The following is a 19,179-nucleotide window of genomic DNA, read 5'->3' on the forward strand; positions in this document are numbered from 1 at the left end:
GGCACAGATTGCAAATCTGCGCTATTGTTGCCTACATGTCGGAATGATCGGATTTTTATTTCATACGTTTTGCTTCTATCTTTTTTCCATTCTGTAATAAAAACAAATTTGAAATTTCTCCTTTTTCGTTCTTTTCAAACTGAATTTGTGCATCTACTACTTTGTAGAAAAATAACATTTCACTTTCTACAAATATTCGGAACGCATCTTGTCCTGTCAATTGTGAAAAAAGTTGGTCTTTATCTAATGAAATTTTGATTTCATACTCATTTTCAACTGCATAAGTCCCAACAAACTTTTGAAGTTCTTCAGGAGTAATACTAATTTCTTTTCTGATTTTTTGCACAGGCAATGGTTTATTATAGAGAATACTTCTAATTGCTTTAGAAGGAATTGTAACGTTGCTGTGATTTTGAAGTATTATTATTGTTTTATCATTTGTAAGATGTCTATCGATAAAAGTTACATAACCTGGCCATCCCCCATCATGGTTTGCAATTTTTCCAAAATCAGCATTTTCTTCAATGCCCCAACCAAAACCATAATTCCTTTTAGCTCCGTCTTTCAAAGTTGCTAATTCAAAAACTGATTTCATATCCTCTTTTGTGAGTAATTTATTGCTATATAATGCTCTATCCCAAATCAATAAATCGTTTACAGTTGAATTAACTCCTCCGTCTCCAACAACACCATCAAGCCAAATAACAATTTTAGTTTCTTCCAATTCGTCTGGTAAAACATATTTTTTTAAACTATCTGAGTAAACGTATCCAAAAGCATAATTGTCAATTTTCTTTGGCGATAATCTACGATTGTACGCAAAGGTATTTTTCATTTTTAAAGGTCGGAAAATAGCCTTGTTTAGATAGTCAGCGTATGTCATACCCGATGCTTTCTCAATTATTGATGCCAATAGTGCATAGCCCGTATTGCTATATTCCCATTTAGTATTTGGCTCAAATAGTATTTTGGGTTGATGTTTACTAAATATATTAATTATGTCTTTGTTAGTGGCAATTTTAGATTTGTCAAATAAACTATCCATAAGCTGCATATAGTCTGGTAGACCTCCTGTATGATTCAATAAGTTTTTTACCGTTACCCCTTTATAAAAAGAAAGTTCGGGTAAGTATTTTGTGATGTCATCGTCCAAATTCAACTTCCCTTTTTCTTTAAGGATCATGATACCCATAGCTGTAAACTGCTTTGAACAAGATGCCAATTCAAAAATCGAATTTTCGTTCAATTTTTTTTTTGTTGTTTCATTTGCAAGTCCAAAACTACGGCTATAAATAACTTTCCCTTTTTCTGCAATTAGAACATTTCCATTGATTTTCTCTTTTGAATAAAGAGAGTTGAGTAAACTGTCAATTTTTTGAATTCTGTCTTGTCCAAATGTAAGATGTGCAATTAAAAGAAGTCCGATTGTAATTGTTAATTTCATTTTTTTATTTCTGGTTAATTAATGTAGGTGAGATGTCTCGCAAAATTGCCAACAACTTATTTATATGTGTGACAAAACCACACAAAGTCATCCAAATTTTGGTAGTTATGTATGATAAATTTCATACATTATTTATCTTTCAAATATATATTTTTTTAACTGCAAATTGTTAAAAAGACAGTAAATTTGATTGATGCTTTTTAGCACTTAAATGAGTGGCTATCAAACAAAAAACATAAAAAAATTAAGATTCACCTGCTAAAATATTGTAATAACACAAGATAATCTGGTTAGATATTTTAATGCTCGTAAGCTTTAATCATAACTTGTAGCCATTATTACAGCCAGAATTTAATTCAGCCAATATTCCAATTTCTTTTCTGAGTAATAAGGTCCATAAGAAATTTGGACTTCTCTTTTTCCTGCTTTTGGAATCAAAAATGAGATTTTTATTTTTCCAGTTCTGTTTTCAATCAAGGTTAATATTTTTACATAATTTTCGTGTATAATTCCTTCTTTTTGAGCCATTTTAATTATTTTCTGTGATTTCCTCATTGTCCTTTTAGTAGGCGAACAACCAAAAACTGCTTTGTACTTTCTTGGTCTAATAGAGTCCAAAGTTTTTTTATTGAGAACAGGTTTTATAAAATCTTCATAATCGTTGAAACTTACTCCAATTTCGTTAGCATCATTTCCGTAAGAGTATGTATGATTATTATCGAAAAGAAAATCTTCATAAATTCCATATTTACTTTCCAAGAAATTATATCCCTCAACTATTAAAATTGTTGAACTTGTTGTATCAATTCGTTTTTGAGTTTGGTAATCTTCTCTTTTTGAAATTAATAATTTAAAACACTTAATTTGTTCTGGCTCTAATTCGTTTTGTATTGAGTCTAGAGTGTTAATTGTAACTTCATTCCAATTGCCTTTCTTTTGTGCAAAAGATAGAATAGAGGTCAATAATATAAATCTTGTAATGATTTTTCTCATATGACTTAACATTTATATGATCTGCTTTACAGAATGTTCTCAAATTAAAGGAATAATTACAAGTATCACATCTTCAAATCCTACAACATTCCGTCTGTATTTATAAACTAATATTTCCATTTGCCTACTTAACTATTTTATGAGGATTATTAGGCAAAAAAATATCTCGGCTTAGCAGTTTTTATTTGTCTTTTGCTATTCTAAATCCAAAACCATCATTTCGCGTGTCTTTTGGAGATTGGTATCTCACTTCCGGCATATGAATTCCGTATTCTAATGGTTTTCCATCTGCACTTTGGGTTTCGTAAAACCAACTTACACCTTTCGAGATTTTATATGATCCTTCTCCTTCTGGTGGTCCTTGAGTATTGTGTTTGCTTACTAAACTATCCTTTTCAGGATTATACCAATCAGAAACCCACTCCCCAACATTCCCAGTCATATCATAAATTCCTAGTTCATTAGGTTTAAGAAGTCCCACTTTATGGAAAATATTATCTGAGTTTTCTTTTACCCAACCAATCTCAATGGGATTATTACTGCCACTATATTTGTAGTTTTTAGTTTTCTTTCCACCTTTAGCAGCATACTCCCACTCTGCTTCCGTTGGTAATCTTCCTCCTGCCCATTTTGCATAATCATTTGCTTCATCCCAAGTGGCAAGCATCGGATTTTCGTCTATCCATTTATAATATACTTTTACTCCATGTGCATTTTCTATAGGTGCGTCTGGCATTTTTCTTCCCGTTTTTTCACAAAACTGCCTAAACTGTTTAACCGTTATTTCATATTTACTTATATAAAAATCATCGAGTTCAACCATTCGGTTCGGACTCGTAAAACCATTTATGGTGTCTCCTTTGGGGCTAATGACGATTTGGTTTTTACCTTGTTCAAAAGTGCCACCCTCTACAAAAATCCAGTCAACATTGTCTTCTTTACAGGAAGTAAATACCAAAAGTCCAAGAAAGATTATCAATATTTGTGTTTTCATATTGTTTCCTTAAAATTACGATCACTATATCTGACAACTATACAAATCTATCCAAATTTGTATAATACTACGATACTTTAAAGAAACAAAATTCCTTGCGACAAAGACAAAATCTCTTAAAAAAAACTAAACTTTTTTGCCTTTTCCAAATAAAAATTTCCCAATAAACCTCTCTCTCGCCCTAGACCAAAATATCTTATAATTCTTTCATAATTTTAGTTAATCATTTCTTAATCTGCTAAGAAAACAATTTGCATTACTATAAATTCGTCCTGTGATTTAGTATGAAATTAGCTATCTTTTAAAAATAGCATCATTCTAATTACATTCCAAAAACAAAACTTAAAAACAACTAAATACCAAAACGTGATTTATACCACACTTTTAAATATTGCGGTTTTTCAGGGAATAGTTTTAGGCTTTATTATTTTAAAGTCTTCCATTTTCAATAGTAATTCAAATAAATATCTGGCAGGTTTGCTTTTTACACTTTCCATTATATTACTGAATCATGTTTTTGAGGTTGAAGATGCGTTTACTCCTTACCCTTTCCTTCGCTTTATTGATCATATCGAATGGACATTTCTAATACCCGCTTTTATATTCCTGTTTATTATAAACCGAATTGATGATTCTGTAAAAAGCAAGCAAAAATCTTATTTGTGTTTTATTCCCTTTGCGTACACCGTGATACTTAATATTGCTTGCGATCTGGATCGTATTGCAGGACTTTACACTATTCCTGAATCGGGTTCTGGTTTACTCAAAATACTTGGTCTGATTCATCTTGTGTTAGCCATTACATTCATGCCTTTTTTACTGTGTTACTCTTATTTTATGCTAAGACATTTAAAAGATCCACAGGAAAAAAATTGGATTTTTATCCTATTAACAATTGTTTCTTCATCGCTATTTGCTTTTCTTATTATTGCTTTAGCTAATAAATTTATTCCATTTGACCTTTCTGCAACGATGAGCATCTTGGCTTTTTTTGCCACATTTATAATTCATTGGACTGCTTATATCGGTATTTATAAATACAAGCTGGCTAAAGACCACGAAGCTGTTTACAATTTTTTAAACAGAGATTTAGCCATTTCGCCCGCCCATGTTCAAATTATAGAAAATGACACTCGAGAAGAATATAGCGAATCTATCACGGCAGATAATCTTTACTTTCAAGAACTAGAACTTCTTTGCAAAGAGCATCACATTTATACTGACAGTACATTAAATAGAGAAAAAGTTGCCGAAAAATTAGGCATAAGCCCAGGATATGTTTCTCTAATTGTAAACACAATAACAGAAGACAACTTTGCCAACTACATCAACAAATATCGGGTTGAAGCGGTTAAGGAAATGATTTCAAATTCTGAATATGAAAACTATAATTTGCTCGCAATGGGTCTAGAATCTGGCTTTACTTCCAAAACCACTTTTTATAAAGCTTTTAAAAAAATTACTGGCCAAACACCAAATGAGTATAAAAACAACCTCAAATAAGTACCATTTTATACATTTTTGAGTTTTTGAAACCTTTTATAATTTTTCTTATACCAATTTTGGCTTCAAATAATTCAAATCAATTTTTATGAAAAAAATTTTATTGCTAGCTGTTTTTACAGTTTTAGGATTTGCAAATGTGAATGCCCAAGAAATTAAATTTGGAGCTAAAGCAGGTTTAAACTTTTCAACTGTTAATGGAAGTAACACCAACAACATTGATTATGTAACATCATATCATTTTGGTGTTGTATCAGAAATTCCAATCTCTGATAAATTTTCCTTCCAGCCTGAAATAATGTATTCGCGTCAAGGATATAGCTTCAATAATGATGTTGTTGCTATGAATTATTTGAACATTCCTTTAATGGGAAAATATTACGTAACAAAAGGATTAAGTCTTGAAGCCGGACCGCAAATAGGTTTTTTACTTTCTGCTAAAAATGAAGGGGTGAAAGTAACAAATTCATTCACTACTTTTGATTTTGGCGTTAATTTTGGCGTAGGCTATAAATTAGAAAACGGACTTAATTTTGGTGCCAGATACAACTTAGGAATAACTAAGGTTGATACTGATAATAGAAATGGAGTATTTCAAGTATCTGTTGGTTACTTCTTTTTCTAAAATTTAATACTCTCATCGCTTTTACACTTGGAACTCCTTAGAAAAAGAAGATCATAATAAACGATGAGTATAGATTTTAATTTAAAAGCTTCAGAGATCTCTGAAGCTTTTTTTATAAATATACTTTATCTATATAAAACCCGTTATTGCTTTACAATAATTTAATATCATGTTTTCTTAATAACTGATTTTATATTATTAAATGTTTTCTTAAATTTGCAATTCCGTAATGAAACGATTCGTTTTTATTCCAAAATTGTGATTTTCATATCAATACCACAAAAACAACTTTAAAATTTCTTAAAAACAAATTATATTATAATTACAATTCAACACAATGCAAAACAAACACAACCCCCAATTCTTATTTTTTGCCGTTTTAGCCTTATTTTTTTCTGTCAATTTATTTTCTCAAAAAAGTGTTTACGCTGGAATCGAAATTGGACGTAGAGCCATAAAAGTTTCTGTAATTGATGTAAATAACATCAGAAAAGCTGATTACAAAATTCTTTCTTTCTGGACAGAAAGAATTCCGTTTGCTGATCATATTACCGCTAACGGTGAACTTACACAAGAAGATATCACTAGAACTAGTGTTATCGTTACTAACCAATTGCAAAGAATTAAAGCTGAAAACAAAATTCTTGAAGAAAACATTTTTGTTGTAGCGGCTCCTGTTTTTGCTTCTGCACGTAACTTAGATGTTTTAAAAAATAAAATTGCGATTTTAACTGGAAAACAATTAGAAGTATTAGATGTTAACGAAGAAGCAAAAACACTTGTAAAAGGTGCTATACCGCCTGTTGATTTTGCTAATGCTTTCCTTCTAGATATTGGTGCTCAAACTACAAAAGGAGGTTATATTGACGAACTTAAAGACGGTAAATTAGAATTTATTCCTTTAGAGCTTAGTTTTGGTACAATGACACTTACTGATGCTGTAGAAAAAACAGTGGTAAACAAAAGTCAGGTAAACGATATGTCTACTTACCAAGAGAAATCTTTTGACTATAATGTAATTCTACGTAAAAAGACAAAAGAATTATTTGATGCGAATCCTCCTTTAGCAAAAAAGGATAAATTATACTTATCTGGTGGCGCTGTTTGGGCGTTTTCAACTCTTTTCTATGACGAAAATATAAATAAAGAGCATTATGTTGCTCTAACTCTTCAAGATGTCATCGATTATGATGCTATTCTTAAAAACAACTTTAACAAGTTTACTAATCTTGCCAAAACAAATAAAGAAGCTGCGAGAGTTTTAAGCACTTACGACCAAAAATACTTGATTTCGGCAAACAACATCCTTGTAACTTGTCTTGAAAGTATTCCAGACTATGCTACAAAGAAAATTTTCTTTGTAAAAGAAGGACAGGTAATCTGGTTAATCTCTTATATTGCAGATCGTTCTAAAAAAATAAATACTAATTTCTAAAAAGTATTTTTTAAATATTATAAAGCCTCAGAGAAATCTGGGGCTTTTTTTATTTTAAATTAATCTCTGAAAAGTTTCATCATTTAAAAACTATATCGTAATATTGCAATATTAATATACTTTTTATGGGAGCAACTAAAACAGAACATTTTACAGACGCACAAAATCAAATTGCTACAATTGCTAAAGCTTTAGGGCATCCTGCAAGAATTGCCATAATCGAATATTTACTGCAAGTGAATGAATGTATTTGCGGTGATATTGTAAATGAATTGCCTCTTGCCCAGCCTACCGTTTCTCAGCATCTAAAAGAGTTAAAAAACGCTGGAATCATTAAAGGAAATATCTCAGGAAATGCAATTTGCTATTGTATTGATGAAAAAACAATTGATATTTTAAACTCCTATTTTTTAAACATCACACAAACCATTTCAAAATCAAAATGTTGCTAAAACATTTTTTTTGATCAAGTGTATCGCAATATTGCAATTAACAAATAAATAAAAACAAGATGAAATTATCAGAAGTAAAACAGGTTTTATCAACATTAGATAATGTTGAGTTTCAGTTAGAAAACGGAGCTTTTGTACCAGAACATTTTCATGTGACAGAAGTTGGTGTAGTTACCAAAAGTTTTATTGATTGCGGCGGAGTAATAAGAACTGAAAAAGCAGTTAACTTTCAACTTTGGGATGCCAATGATTTTGAGCATCGCCTGAAACCTAATAAACTATTACACATCATTCAATTGTCTGAAGACAAGCTAAACATCGAAGACTTAGAAATTGAAGTAGAATACCAAAACGTTACAATTGGAAAATATGATTTAGAATTTAATGGAAAAACGTTTATTCTAAAAAACAAAACAACGGCATGTTTAGCACAAGATGCTTGCGGTATTCCTACTGAAAAACAAAAGATCAATCTTACTCAACTAACCAATGACAATGCTTCTTGCTGTACTCCAAATTCAGGATGCTGCTAAAAAATGAAAGAACAAATCTTTAAATACAAGAAACCAATTATAATAACCTCATCCGTTATTTTACTGCAGCTCATTTTCGGTTTTGAACCCAAATTCTGCATCATAAATCTCATTTGGTTATTTGTTTAATTATGAAAAAGAAAATACTAATACTTTGTACAGGAAATAGCTGCAGAAGCCAAATTGCCGAAGGCTACATGAAGTTTTTTGCAGGAAATAAAGCTGAGGTTTACAGCGCGGGTGTAGAAACTCATGGCGTTAATCCAAAAGCGATTTCGATAATGAAGGAAGATGGAATAGACATTTCGAATCACACGTCAAATCATATTGATGAATACGTCGATATAGATTTTGATTTTGTGATTACAGTTTGCGATAATGCTAAAGAAAGATGCCCATTTTTTCCAACGAAAGCAACCAAATTTCATTACAATTTTCCTGATCCTGCAAAAGCAACAGGAACGGATTCTGAAATCGTGGAGCAATTTAGAGTCGTGAGAGATCTGATAAAAAACTATTGCAAAAACTTTGTGGCAGAAAATCTAGATTAACATTATTTAATATTCCGTTAGGAATATCTCATCGGTAGAAAAAAAAATAATATCATTTTGCATTGTGTCCTGCAGGGACACCTGATTTGTGAAAATTTTACCAACGAGACGTTCCTACGGAACGTGTAATCGTGATTTAAATTTCGTTTCTACCGATGAGACATTCCTACGGAATGAATTGCTAAAGATTTCTTTGTTTTTTTATTCAACCTCAGCATAAGATTGTTTAATCTGCATTTCATTAATAATGTCCAACAATTCCATTTCATCGGTTGGAAATAATTGAAGCGCTTGTTCCAAAACCAATCCAACATCTATTGAAGGTTTTTTATAATTGTCATTTTCTAATGCCAAAATACACAGTTTTAGCATATTTGTTATCACACAGCCTAATTCGGAGTAATTTAAAACATTGATTTCTGCGTTGTAACCTTTATCAGCCGTTTTTAAAATATTTAAATATTGAGCTGATTGTTTTTTTAGGTACTCTATTTCTGCCACTTTCATTCTTTGAATTTTATATCATTTTCAATAATTCAAATGTCATAATATATTTTCATTAATCGGTTATCTTATATGATAACCAGCAAAATAAATGCTTTTTTTCGATAAAATTCTATTCAATATAACCCCACTACAGAAAACGTAAATTAACATTATTCAATATTCCGTTAGGAATATCTCGTCGGTAGAAAAAAAATAATTGTTTTGCATTGTGTCCTGTAGGGACACCTGATTTTAGGGAAATAAAAATACGTTCAATTAATCAAACGTTCCTACGGAACGTATAATCATGGTTCATATTTAATTTTTACCGACGAGACGTTCCTACGGAACGTGTATTTCTGATTCAAATCTTATTTCGACCAACGAAACATTCCTACGGAATGAATTGCTTCAAAAATCTTGTGTATAATTTTAAACATGACTTCATCAGATATAAAAACCAAAAATGCGTAAATCCAAAAGGACTTACGCATTTTTTCTGATGAAACATTATAAAAAACGCCGTTTATCTTCTTCTTCCGCCGCCTCCGCCTCCGAAGCCACCGCCTCCCATACTACGAGATCCGCCTCCCATTTGTCCTGCGCTTGGTCTTGATGAAGAACCTCCTCCTCTATTAAAATTGGAGTTTGAAGAACTTCCTCTATTAAGATTTGAAGTCCCGGCACTTGGTGATGCACTCTGGCGGGTTCTTCCAGATGCACTAGTATTTCCTGCCCGATTGGTGTTTCCTGTTGATGGTCGTGTGCTTGCAGAATTACGCGAACCTCCACGATTGGTATTATATCGGTTATTAACAGAATTGTCTCGCACTGTATTAGATCTCATTTTATTATTGTTGTAATTATTGAAGTTGTTTCTGTTATTAATAATCACATTATTACCGCCATGATAATGACCGCCATGATAACCATGATGATGGTAATAATGGTTGTGACGATAAATTCCGACCGCCATTACGGTAAAAGCGGCGAAGTAAGGCGGATAAAATCCGTAATAATATGGAGGATAATAGGGTACATAAGCTGGTGAATATACATATTGTACAATGGGCACCGTTTCTACCACAACTGCTGTTACGGCTGGCGAGCTTTGTACGGGATCGTCTCCTGAATAGGCTGGGTTTGCTGTTTTTGCTGCCGACGACTTGGCAACTGGCTCAATGACATAATCTTTTCCGTACAGCAGCTCATCGCCTACAATCTGCATTTTTACCTTTCCATTTTTATCTTTATCAACCAAAATAACGGCAACGTCTTGATTTTCTTTTTTATTTACAGCAACTTGAAGAACGAAAGTAAACGAATTACCATTTTTCTTTGTGACTACTTTTATAAAATCTACTTTTTTATCCAGGTTCAAATCCAGATTATTGATTCCTGTTTTCTCCAGATTTAGATTTTTTTCAAATTCTTCAATAGTTTTTGATTTCTGAAACAAGCTCATCACAGCATAAAGATCAAGATTGTCTCCAGGAAGCCCAAGCTCTGGACCATCATTTTCAGCTTGACAAAAAATCAACTGGGCAGACATGATTAATGCGACTGTCAAATATTTTGTAAATATCTTTATCATAGTAAGAGTATAAAATATTAATAAGAGGAGTAGAAAATCATTCTTTTATACTTTCTACTCTGTACCCAGAAATTTTCTAATGTACTTTGGTTTTATCCAATTCGCCAATAAAAGGAATGGCATTCTGAATTTCAGCTCGTATGGTTACTTGCAGATACTGTTCGAGCTGTACAAATTTTGCAGCATTGATTCCGCCAATAGCTTTTACCAGTTTAGAATGTGTTTTGGCAAGCAGTTTTTCAGAATCCTGATTGTACTTTAAATTTGATGAGGTTAATTCTGTGGCTTTAGCATCGCTCAAAGTAGCATAATTTTTTGCATACTCTTCCAGAATTTGAATTTTATGCTGGCTCAAGGATTTACGTTCTGTTTCGTATTTGTCATAAATAGGCTGAAATGCTGTAGCTTGCACATCGGTTAAACCTAAATATTCTTTCACCACTTCTGCCTTAGATTTTCCGTAAAGGTCTTGTATTAATTTAATCTCATCAACAGAACCTTGCGCACTAGCATTCAATCCAAAAGCCAACAAGAGTATAAATAGTATCTTTTTCATAATTTTTATTTTATAGTTTATTATGCAGAATGTTGTTTTAAAGGAAATCTTAATTATTCTACTAATCCATCAGAAGCGCTCATGTCTCTTACGCACACATATTTGCCATCTCTTTTTTCAAAATAACTCATATAGTTTCCTGTATTAATTGGTGTTTTGGTGGAATCTGTCACTTTATAATAGCCTACTTCTAAAACCATATTACCATCATGAGAGACAAAAACTTCTTTGGTTTCAAATGATATTATATTGGTATTATTAGCCAAATCTGATTTTAAAAATTCATATCGCGCTTCTTTACCAATTAGTGGAGGTCTGTTTTGATAAAATGTAATGGCATCATCTGCATAATATCCAATCTCTTTTAACTGGCCGGCGTTATATGTTGCCGCATATTCATTTTCTTTTGCCTGAATTTCTTTCTTGACCTGTTTTAAATCAATCACAACATTCTCTTCCTTTTTTGTATTGCAGGAAATCAATAAAACACAGAACCCTGCGAAAACCGCTCTTGTTATTATTTTATTTTTCATATACATGTAAATTTTCAAGTTGATATAAGTTTTATTTTCCAATACCGTTCTTTTAATAATTCAATTCTACATTCAGCATCCCAATTACTCCTTTTGACCCCACTTGTGTTGGATAACTTAAATACCCTACTGGCGAATGATTTTCGTACATCACTTCTGGGTTTATGCGGAAAAATTTGGTTTTAAACGGAAACCAGTTCAGTCCGCAGGTTACTTCCCACGGTTTACCGTAATCTCCATTTATATAAGAATAAGTGCTATACAATTGCAGTTTTTTATCCACAAGCATTGCAGAACCTTGAAGCGAAAAACCGGAATCGTAGAGTTTGGTTACTGGAATTTGTCCTGAGGTTTCAAAATCTGACAGCCAGCGCATAAACACTTCTACATCAAAAGAAAAACCATTGTATTTAACTCCTGTATTAAAAGAGGCCATTTGATATTTTGCATTGATTACCTGCGTATTTGGAGCAAAAGCATTTAAAGAAAAAATACCTGTACCATCAGATAATCTTATTTGGGAGTTTTCGGGTGCATCTGTATCAGGCTGAGACTGGCGGTTTTCGGTGCTTCGCGTAAAAGCTCCTCCAAGAATAGTGGCCACTTTATCGTGTTTTTCGTAATCGCCATAGGTTGGTATTTTCCCAAAATTATGGGTTGTCCACCAGATGGCACCACTCCAAGTATCTAATTTATTGTCTAACTGACCTGCATCTACACCTAATTGGCTAAGGTTGTTACCTAGCATTACTTTATAGTAAACATTTTTTGCAATTTCCCCCTGCGCATAAATACCAGTTGTAAAAGAACCTCTGAAATATTCATCAGCAATTGGTCTGGCATCAGATCGGAGCCAGTCAGGCCATTGACCTAAAATAGAACGAACAGACGGCAGACCATTAATGCCAATTCCTAATTCAAAATTTTTATTAAACTTATATTGTAAATTTCCTGCTACAACAACCTGTGCACCTTGTCCTAAAGTTGCGTTTGAGGTCCAGACGAAAACCGTATATCTTATTTTTGGATCGGCAACCCAGCCTCGAAAATAAAGGTTTGCTTTTTGAAACTGCATGTCTTGACGTCTATCAATAGCAATAACGTCTCCGTTATGATTGGTATAACTATCATCTATACCCATCTGATTTAGATATCGGCCTAAAACATAAAAAGAAAGGGTCATTGAACCATATTTGCCGTCTGCGATCTTAAAACCAGTGCCTCCGCGATGTCCTTCGTCGGATTCTTTTACAATAGTACTATCTGGCATGGTGGTATTCATAATTTGTCCCCACGATAAGTGGCATACAAATAATACTATAAGGAGATATCTTGATTTCATATAAATGGCTTTTAATTATTTTTAAGAACACTTAACTTTACAAATAAAAATTACTGCTTAACATTGGCCGCTTCCCAGGCACGTACTTTTTTACGCGCGGCATCAAAAAGTTTTATATAATTCTGTTTTCTAATTTTTTCGCTTGTTTCAGGTTTGAGGGCTTTCCAAAGTGGCTGATACTTCTCGTAAACCGCCATATAAAATTTTTGATCTTGAGGCGCAACGACATCTGTTCCAAATAAAAAACGGTCGGGATATTGATCCATTAACTCGGCGCATTTTTTAATGATTTCTGGCGATGAGACGATGTATTTGGCAACCTCATCCCAAGAAATATCAAAATAAACGTTTGAATACGCTGGGTCATCCAGTATGCTTTTCACAATATCAGTATGATTTGGCGGTCTGTCGGTTGAGGAATCAGATCCGTAACCTGCAGGATAAACAATTCTTCCGAGCCCGATGTGCGCCCAGATTATGGTTGTTTTAGAATGACGTTTGAGCAAATTTCTCATATCACTCAAATAAACTGGCTCTGTTTTTTGTTTGGCCATCGGCATATCCATATCATTATGCAGAATAACTAGCAGACCAACTTTTCCAGCAAAATCCATAATACTGTCTAAAGCAGGATTTGTTAAGCTGGCTACTTCGCCCGATACTTTTGCAGATACAAATTCTTTGTGTATCGAAAATTCTCCAATTCCTGTAAAAACCCCTGGAAAAGTTTTCAGCACACGCTCAATATGTTTGTAAGCATACATATCTGACGGATTAAATCCTGTAATCATTGGATCAAATCGAGCCTGTTTCTCTTTACTTAACGATTTATACTGCATGGCAATAAAGGCATCAGTAAAAGAGTAATAGTACAAAGGAGCATCGGTCTGCAAATAATACGTGGGACTATAATTACCCGAATTTTGGTAAGACCATTGCTGCTGCAACGGAATACCGAATAAGGTAGAACGTCCGACCTTGTTTCCCATAATTTCCAAGAACTTATCAATAGAAATTCCTTCTTGTATATAATTGGTCAAATGAAAATGACTGTCATTAAATAAATAGTCCTCTTTTTTTTGTCCATACAAGACAATAGACTGTATGCATAAAAGAAACAGCGTCAAAATCAGTTTTATTTTCGTCTGCATACTTATTCGGGTTTTGATTTAACTTAAGTTATGACTCGAAATCTCAAAAGGCTTATTTTTTTGGAGTAACGATATACGGATTTACACCAAGGTCTTTTGCAATATCAAAAATGGCTTTTTGAGCTTTTACACTATTTCCTGCTGCATTAAGCGGAGGCGAAATAACCGCAATTCCGAATTTACCCGGACAGACCGCAATAAGGCCGCCACCAACACCGCTTTTTGCGGGCAGACCAACCGCGTAGAGCCATTGTCCAGAATCGTCATAAAGTCCAGCTGTAGACATAATTCCCATTGTAAATGCACACGTTTCTGGCGATACCACTTTCTCTTTTGTAATTGGGTTTACACCTCCATTGGCCAAAGTTGCTGTCATAACCGCAAGTTCTTTTGCATTAACATTAATAGCGCATTGTTTGGTGTAGATATCGGTAGATTGAACGGGATCAAAATACATTCGGCCATATGCCAATAATAAGTGTGCAATAGCTTGATTTCTCAAATTATCTCCTGCTTCACTAATATAAACGGGCATATTCAATTTCAGTTTAGTTCCCGCAAAAGCATTATGAGTGTCTAAGATGTTTTTCCATTTGGCAAGAGAATCATTTCCTTTTATAAGACTCACCGCTGCAATTGCTCCCGGATTTACCAAAGGATTGATTTCTTTTCCTTTCTGAAGTTCAACAGCTACAATCGAATTAAAACGAAGACCAGTTGCATCTACTCCAATTTTATCTGCTACAACTCTTGCCCCTTGTTCTTCTATAAGACGTGCGAGCGTAAATACTTTTGAAATAGATTGGATAGAAACACGCTGGTTTAGATCGCCTTTACTGTACACTTTACCTTCAGCTGTAACAATAGCAATTCCAAAAATATTGGGATCTACATTGGCCAGTTCTTTTATATAATCTGCATTTTTACCTTCTTTCAGATCTTTGAATTTATCATAAGCGCGATCAATAACGGCCTGATAGGATAATTCTTTCTGAGCAGCTGCTTTAAACGATGGGTTTATCAGCATCAAGAGTATTAGGATTACTAATTTTAGATTTGTTTTCATTTTGTTTTTTTTAATTGGTTTGTTTTTTTAATCTTTTCAGAATTAAAAACAATGCTTAATATTCTTCAAATATCTTTTGAAGTTCAGCAAGACTTCTCTGTTTCAGCAATGCTATTGACAATAAGATTCTAGATTTCTGCGGATTCAAAGCGTATGAAGCAATTAATCCAAGTTCATCATCATTGCATTCCACATTACGACTTACAAGTCCAGTCGCAACGCGTGTGCTTCGAACTACAATAATTCCTTTTTTACTGGCTCGTGCGCAAGCATCTAGAGAAGCTTTATTCATATTTCCATTTCCTACACCCGCTATAACAATTCCTTTAGCCCCTCGTTCTATCGAAGCATCAATTAAATCTGGTTTCATATCTGCATCGGCATAAATAATATCGACGCGAGGAAAAGTGCTAACGCCTTTCACATCAAACTCTGAAGATTTCCCAAATTTTTGACTAGGATAATTAAAGAAATCATTGGTTCCGTAAGAAGTAATACCGATAAGTCCGCGAAGCGGTGACATGAAAGTCTGAACGGCTGTTGTGCTCACCTTTGTTAAAGATTGTGCTGAATGAATCCAATCGTTCATTACCAAAAGCACTCCGCGTCCTTTTGCATTAGGATCGCCAGCCACCGCGATAGCATTGTAAAGATTCAAAGGTCCGTCTGCACTAATGGCTGTTGATGGGCGCATCGACCCTACAAGTACTATTGGTTTATCTGTTTTTGTAGTTAGATTTAAAAAATAGGCCGTTTCTTCCATTGTATCGGTTCCGTGTGTAATTACAAAACCGTTTACATCATTGCTATTGGCCAATTCGTTAATTCTATTGGCTACTTTCATCATAATTTCAAACGACATGTCTTGAGATCCGACATTTGCAATTTGTTCACCTTTTATATCTGCCACTTTTAAAGCTTCTGGAATTGCATTTACCATTGCATCTATGGTAACTTGACCCGAAGTATATCCTGACTGTACTCCAGTTTTAGCAGAACCCGCAATTGTTCCTCCTGTTGCCAAGATTAGAACTTTAGGTTTAGTCTGCCCGAACATGCTAATACTAAGTGACAACATTATCACTAAAAATATTTTACTGCAAAAGTTTATATTTAATTTCATGGGTATTTTAGTTTAAGTTTGATAGTTATTTTTGACCTGTTAAGGTTGCTGGATCAAGAAGTTTCTTAATCTGATCTTCTGTCAGCAATTTCTTTTCGCGTATCAGCTCCAAGATTCCCTTATTGGTTGCCAGTGCTTCTTTGGCCAGTTCGGTTGTTTTTTCATAACCCAACACAGGATTCAGAGCCGTTACAACACCTACACTTCTATCCATATAATGCGCTAAAACATCTTTATTTACAGTAATACCATCGATACAGTTTTTTCTAAAGAGAGGCATTGCTTTAAAAAACAATCCTTGCGATTCCATCATGGCAATGGCTTCAACAGGTTCAAAAGCATTTAATTGCAGTAATCCAGATTGGGCAGCCATTGTTACTGTCAGATCATTTCCTATTACTTTAAAACACAACTGATTCATAAGTTCTGGCATAACCGGATTTACTTTACCTGGCATAATCGAAGATCCTGGCTGCAGTGCTGGCAAATTGATTTCGAAAAATCCTGTACGTGGTCCAGAAGCCAAAATGATCAAATCGCTGCTTATTTTTGCCAATGCAACGGCCATACTTTTAAGTGTCGAAGAATACATTACAAATCCCTGCTGACTTGTTGTAGCTGCAATAAGGTCTTTGCTCATTACAATTGGTTTTCCTGTAATTTTCGCAAGATGTGTTGCCACTTTTTCAGCATAACCTGGAGAAGCGGTAATTCCAGTCCCGATAGCCGTAGCTCCCATGTTCTGTTCGCACAAGAAAGACTCAGATTTTTTTAAAGCGCTAATTTCTGCATCAAGCTGATTTCCGAAAGCATGAAACTCCTGCCCAACCGTCATCGGTACAGCGTCTTGTCCTTCGGTTCTTCCCATTTTTATGATGTCTTTAAATTCATCTCCTTTTTTATGGAAAGCCTTTGCCAAAAGATCAGCTTCTTTAAGCAGTTTATCATTATGAAGCAGTAAGGCTACTTTTATAGCAGTTGGGTAAACATCGTTTGTAGATTGTCCCATATTCAAATCATCATGAGGCTCAATGTATTGATACTCGCCTTTTTTATGACCACTTAGTTCAAGCGCAATATTGGCCAAAACTTCGTTCACATTCATATTGGCAGAAGTACCAGCTCCACCTTGATACAAATCAACTAAAAATTGATCATGATATTTGCCGTCGATTACCGCTTGACAAGCTTTTTCTATAGCGGCCAACCTGTCTTTTTTAAGTCGGCCCACATCAGCATTGGCACGTGCAGCGGCCAGTTTAACCATTGCAAAAGCTTTTACATAGTCAGGATAAGATTGCGTAGTCAAGCTACTTATCTGAAAATTTTCTAAAGCGCGAGCAGTTTGCACACCGTAGTAAGCATTTGCTGGGATTTGTTTTTCTCCTAGAAGATCTTTTTCAGTTCGAGTCTGAGCATTCAAAGTACTTACAGACAATCCGAACAGTATCAGGTATTGTACAGTTTTATACATAATTTCTTTTTTTAATGATTTAAAAGCAGAAGGCTTTTATTGATTCTTTTTATAAAATGATTGTGAGAAGTTATATTTGAAAGAAAACTGCAGCTTGTTTATAGAAGTGCTCCATCCATCGTTAAAATTTTCACGATTACCCCACTGAAACTCCACTCCTACCATACAGTTTTTAACGGGCGTATATAAAAGGTTTCCTAATATATATTGTCCCTTTTTAAAAGCATCATCTGTCTGTCCGTCTGAATTATCGATATCAATCATAGAATATCCTATTGCAGTACTAAATTTTTCGCTCCAAGTATGATCTAAAAAAGCTACAACACCAATTAAAGGGAGCGTAACACCTTTTACAGGCGTTACCGGATTACCAAAATTGTTTTGAATACCAATATCGACCGGAGCGTCGTTCATGTAGTTTTGTATTCCTTCTCCGTACACAACCTGCCCTCTAAAAACATCATTTTTACTGAAATTGATGTTCGTGCTTAAATTAAGCCCCCAGCCTACAGCATCTCCAGACAAATCATACTGATCATTATTCAGATCTTTCCATTCAATTTTTCTCAAAATACCAGCTAACTCAATATACCCCCACTTGGTTCCAAGATGGTATTCTGCGGAAAGATCTGGAAGTGGGAATCTTCCCTTTACCCCTTGCAGTTCTACACGATTGGCATAATCTCCCTGATCGGCACTTGCTCCTGGTCTTTCTAATGCAATGGTTAAACGGGTATCGCCTTGAATTGGCATGTAACGTATTTGGATATTTCTAAAAAACACCATTCCGGTTGGTCCCCAATATTCTAGCGAATTTGGGAATACGCCAATATCCATAAAAGGGCTCCAGGTTTGTCCTGCTCCAAATTTTCCTAACTCAGCATAGGCATGACGCAGACGAAAGGTAGTCTGACCGGCATCGACACCCGTACCGAATAATTCGAACTCAAACTGTGTTTTTAATTCGCCAATTCCTGTATCAAAGTAATTTTTAAAACCTAATCTGGTTTGGCGTACAGAGGCGTAGTAGCTGCCATCTGGTCCGTATTGATCTTTATAGGCGGGTAATTTTGTAGGTCTTACTACATCATACCAATCTGATTGTATCTGATTGAAATTATAACCAATATCGGTCATAATAAAACCGTAAATTTCCATGCTTTTATTCCCTTCCTCTTGAGCTTGGACAAAAGTTGTTATGAGAAAACAAATCATAATGGCCAGATGCTTCATCTTCGCCATTTGCAAAAACTTTTTTTTCATAATGATTATAGTTTGTTTAGTATGGATACAACCTTAATCTAATTTTTGCAGTCCTGGCTTA

At 34.1% G+C, this 19,179-nt stretch carries 19 protein-coding genes; 6 read left to right on the forward strand and 13 right to left on the reverse strand.

Annotated features, from left to right (window positions below):
• Nucleotides 1–55: 55 nt before the first annotated feature.
• The 3 genes from NCC77_RS00580 to NCC77_RS00590 all read right to left on the reverse strand — a co-directional run bounded on the left by NCC77_RS00580 (nt 56) and on the right by NCC77_RS00590 (nt 3,431).
• Nucleotides 56–1,444 (reverse strand): serine hydrolase, encoded by a 1,389-nt coding sequence (locus NCC77_RS00580; RefSeq protein ID WP_250833919.1) that lies wholly within the window; start codon nt 1,442–1,444, stop codon nt 56–58.
• 351 nt (nt 1,445–1,795) lie between these two features.
• Nucleotides 1,796–2,437 carry a hypothetical protein gene (locus tag NCC77_RS00585; protein WP_250833920.1) on the reverse strand — a complete coding sequence of 214 codons (642 nt, stop codon included), beginning with the start codon at nt 2,435–2,437 and terminating at the stop codon, nt 1,796–1,798.
• Nucleotides 2,438–2,618: 181 nt separating this feature from the next.
• Nucleotides 2,619–3,431: a formylglycine-generating enzyme family protein gene (locus NCC77_RS00590; RefSeq protein WP_250833921.1), complete on the reverse strand. Its 813-nt coding sequence runs from the start codon at nt 3,429–3,431 to the stop codon at nt 2,619–2,621.
• A 366-nt stretch (nt 3,432–3,797) separates the two neighbouring features.
• Here NCC77_RS00590 and NCC77_RS00595 point away from each other — a divergent pair, with 366 nt between their 5' ends.
• From NCC77_RS00595 to NCC77_RS00620, 6 genes are all read left to right on the forward strand, one after another.
• Nucleotides 3,798–4,934, forward strand: coding sequence for a helix-turn-helix domain-containing protein (locus tag NCC77_RS00595; RefSeq protein WP_250833922.1), 1,137 nt, complete (start codon nt 3,798–3,800; stop codon nt 4,932–4,934).
• Between the two features lie 88 nt (nt 4,935–5,022).
• The gene (locus NCC77_RS00600) at nt 5,023–5,559 is read left to right on the forward strand and encodes a porin family protein (RefSeq protein ID WP_250833923.1); all 537 of its coding nucleotides are present in this window, start codon (nt 5,023–5,025) and stop codon (nt 5,557–5,559) included.
• A 337-nt stretch (nt 5,560–5,896) separates the two neighbouring features.
• Nucleotides 5,897–6,994, forward strand: coding sequence for an exopolyphosphatase (locus tag NCC77_RS00605; protein ID WP_250833924.1), 1,098 nt, complete (start codon nt 5,897–5,899; stop codon nt 6,992–6,994).
• Nucleotides 6,995–7,119: 125 nt separating this feature from the next.
• Nucleotides 7,120–7,446: an ArsR/SmtB family transcription factor gene (locus NCC77_RS00610; protein WP_095928690.1), complete on the forward strand. Its 327-nt coding sequence runs from the start codon at nt 7,120–7,122 to the stop codon at nt 7,444–7,446.
• Between the two features lie 59 nt (nt 7,447–7,505).
• Nucleotides 7,506–7,979 carry a DUF6428 family protein gene (locus tag NCC77_RS00615; protein WP_250833925.1) on the forward strand — a complete coding sequence of 158 codons (474 nt, stop codon included), beginning with the start codon at nt 7,506–7,508 and terminating at the stop codon, nt 7,977–7,979.
• Between the two features lie 131 nt (nt 7,980–8,110).
• On the forward strand, nt 8,111–8,530 hold the full coding sequence (locus NCC77_RS00620) for an arsenate reductase ArsC (RefSeq protein ID WP_250833926.1): 420 nt from the start codon (nt 8,111–8,113) through the stop codon (nt 8,528–8,530).
• Nucleotides 8,531–8,731: 201 nt separating this feature from the next.
• Here the strand turns inward: NCC77_RS00620 and NCC77_RS00625 are convergent, their stop codons facing one another.
• From NCC77_RS00625 to NCC77_RS00670, 10 genes are all read right to left on the reverse strand, one after another.
• Nucleotides 8,732–9,037, reverse strand: coding sequence for a hypothetical protein (locus NCC77_RS00625; RefSeq protein WP_250833927.1), 306 nt, complete (start codon nt 9,035–9,037; stop codon nt 8,732–8,734).
• A 505-nt stretch (nt 9,038–9,542) separates the two neighbouring features.
• Entirely contained in the window at nt 9,543–10,610 is a 1,068-nt protein-coding gene (locus NCC77_RS00630) for a hypothetical protein (RefSeq protein WP_250833928.1), read from the reverse strand.
• 76 nt (nt 10,611–10,686) lie between these two features.
• Nucleotides 10,687–11,166 carry a hypothetical protein gene (locus NCC77_RS00635; protein ID WP_250833929.1) on the reverse strand — a complete coding sequence of 160 codons (480 nt, stop codon included), beginning with the start codon at nt 11,164–11,166 and terminating at the stop codon, nt 10,687–10,689.
• A 53-nt stretch (nt 11,167–11,219) separates the two neighbouring features.
• Nucleotides 11,220–11,699: a YybH family protein gene (locus NCC77_RS00640; protein ID WP_250833930.1), complete on the reverse strand. Its 480-nt coding sequence runs from the start codon at nt 11,697–11,699 to the stop codon at nt 11,220–11,222.
• A gap of 52 nt (nt 11,700–11,751) precedes the next feature.
• Nucleotides 11,752–13,041, reverse strand: coding sequence for a hypothetical protein (locus tag NCC77_RS00645; RefSeq protein ID WP_250833931.1), 1,290 nt, complete (start codon nt 13,039–13,041; stop codon nt 11,752–11,754).
• A gap of 50 nt (nt 13,042–13,091) precedes the next feature.
• Nucleotides 13,092–14,192: an amidohydrolase family protein gene (locus NCC77_RS00650; RefSeq protein ID WP_250833932.1), complete on the reverse strand. Its 1,101-nt coding sequence runs from the start codon at nt 14,190–14,192 to the stop codon at nt 13,092–13,094.
• A gap of 52 nt (nt 14,193–14,244) precedes the next feature.
• Nucleotides 14,245–15,258 carry a glutaminase A gene (gene glsA, locus NCC77_RS00655; RefSeq protein WP_250833933.1) on the reverse strand — a complete coding sequence of 338 codons (1,014 nt, stop codon included), beginning with the start codon at nt 15,256–15,258 and terminating at the stop codon, nt 14,245–14,247.
• A gap of 55 nt (nt 15,259–15,313) precedes the next feature.
• Entirely contained in the window at nt 15,314–16,381 is a 1,068-nt protein-coding gene (locus NCC77_RS00660) for a type II asparaginase (protein WP_250833934.1), read from the reverse strand.
• 25 nt (nt 16,382–16,406) lie between these two features.
• Nucleotides 16,407–17,855, reverse strand: coding sequence for an aspartate ammonia-lyase (locus NCC77_RS00665; RefSeq protein ID WP_250833935.1), 1,449 nt, complete (start codon nt 17,853–17,855; stop codon nt 16,407–16,409).
• Nucleotides 17,856–17,891: 36 nt separating this feature from the next.
• Nucleotides 17,892–19,118, reverse strand: coding sequence for a DcaP family trimeric outer membrane transporter (locus NCC77_RS00670; protein WP_250833936.1), 1,227 nt, complete (start codon nt 19,116–19,118; stop codon nt 17,892–17,894).
• Nucleotides 19,119–19,179: the final 61 nt, after the last annotated feature.

It is taken from the genome of Flavobacterium tyrosinilyticum (assembly GCF_023656565.1).
Lineage (GTDB): Bacteria > Bacteroidota > Bacteroidia > Flavobacteriales > Flavobacteriaceae > Flavobacterium > Flavobacterium tyrosinilyticum.